The sequence below is a fragment of the Ruminococcus sp. CAG:379 genome (genome assembly GCF_000434255.1).
Lineage (GTDB): Bacteria > Bacillota > Clostridia > Oscillospirales > Ruminococcaceae > Ruminococcus_F > Ruminococcus_F champanellensis.
This window is the reverse complement of record NZ_FR894882.1, coordinates 6,200-7,696: the sequence shown is the minus strand read 5'-3', so window position 1 is coordinate 7,696 and position 1,497 is coordinate 6,200. Positions and strand designations below refer to the sequence as shown.

The following is a 1,497-nucleotide window of genomic DNA, read 5'->3' as shown; positions in this document are numbered from 1 at the left end:
GGGATACCAGCTATCCCATCGGGGAAACCTATATTCTGGATTGGGAGGGCACCCTGTACGGCAGGGACATACCCGTAGCCCTGAAGGCATTTCTGCGGCCGGAGCAGCGCTTTGACGGCATCGCCGCCCTGTCCCGGCAGCTTGCCAGGGACATTGCCGCTGCCCGGGACTATGGGGCAAAACATCAACAGGAGGAACAGCAATGAGCAAACGTGTACGCACCCGGTTCGCACCCAGCCCCACGGGCTATATGCACATCGGCAACCTGCGGACGGCTTTATACACTTACTTTATCGCAAGAAAGAACGGCGGAGATTTCATTCTCCGCATTGAGGATACAGACCAGGAGCGCTATGTGGAGGGTGCTGTAGACGTGATCTACCGGACCCTGCGGATGGCGGGTATCACCTGGGACGAGGGCCCGGACATCGGCGGCCCGGTGGGACCCTATGTGCAGTCGGAGCGGATGGGCATGTTCAAGGACTATGCGCTGAAGCTGGTGGAGCAGGGGGACGCCTACTACTGCTTCTGCGACAAGGAACGGCTTGCAAGCCTGCATGAGGCGGATGGCGTGGGTGCCATGTATGACGGTCACTGCCGGAACCTGTCCCCGGAGGAGGTGCAGCAGAAGCTGGATGCGGGCGTGCCCTATGTGATCCGGCAGAAGATGCCCAAGGAGGGCACCACCACCTTCCACGATGAGATCTACGGGGATATTACCGTGGAGAACGCCTCCCTGGACGACCAGATCCTCATCAAGACCGACGGCATGCCCACCTACAATTTTGCCAACGTGGTGGACGATCATACCATGGGCATCACCCATGTGGTACGGGGCAACGAGTATCTGTCCAGCACCCCCAAATACAATCTGCTGTACCAGGCGTTCGGCTGGGAGGTGCCCCATTACATCCACTGCGCCCCGGTGATGAAGGACGCCCACAACAAGCTGTCCAAGCGGAACGGGGACGCTTCCTTCGAGGATCTGATCGCCAAGGGCTTCCTGCCGGAGGCGGTGGTCAATTACATCGCCCTGCTGGGCTGGGCGCCCAAGGGGGAAAACGAGATCTATACCCTGCCGGAGCTGATCGCTGAATTTGACCTGTCCGGCATTTCCAAGGCACCTGCCATTTTCGATCCGTTGAAGCTGAAGGCAATCAATGCGGAGCATATCCGCCGGATGCCTCCGGCGCAGTTTGCGGAAAGCATCCGTCCCTATCTGGACAAGACCCTGACCCGCCGGGATTATGATCTTGCGGTGTTGGCGAAGGTGCTCCAGCCCCGGACGGAGCAGCTGACGGACGTGATCGACCAGGTGGACTTTATTGACAGCCTGCCGGAGTACGATAACGCCATGTACTGCCACAAGAAGATGAAAACCACCGAGGAAAGCGCATTGCAGGCGCTGCGGATGGTTCTGCCGGTGCTGGAGGCTCTGCCGGAATGGACGGAGTCCGCCATTCATGACGCACTGATGGGGCTGGCGGCGGAGCAGGG

2 protein-coding genes (1 of these 2 running past the window's edge) are annotated in these 1,497 nt (G+C 59.7%); both read left to right on the top strand.

What is annotated here, in order from left to right:
* Positions 1 to 206: riboflavin kinase (locus tag QVO51_RS04880; protein WP_288167878.1), on the top strand; the 206-nt coding region annotated here is incomplete at its 5' end.
* Positions 203 to 1,497, top strand: the 5' portion of a protein-coding gene (gene gltX / locus QVO51_RS04875; RefSeq protein ID WP_022357454.1) for a glutamate--tRNA ligase. The gene runs 181 nt beyond the window's last position; 1,295 of the gene's 1,476 nt are visible here — the first part of the coding sequence; its start codon is at positions 203 to 205; its stop codon lies off the right edge, out of view. The genes QVO51_RS04880 and gltX, both read left to right, overlap by 4 nt.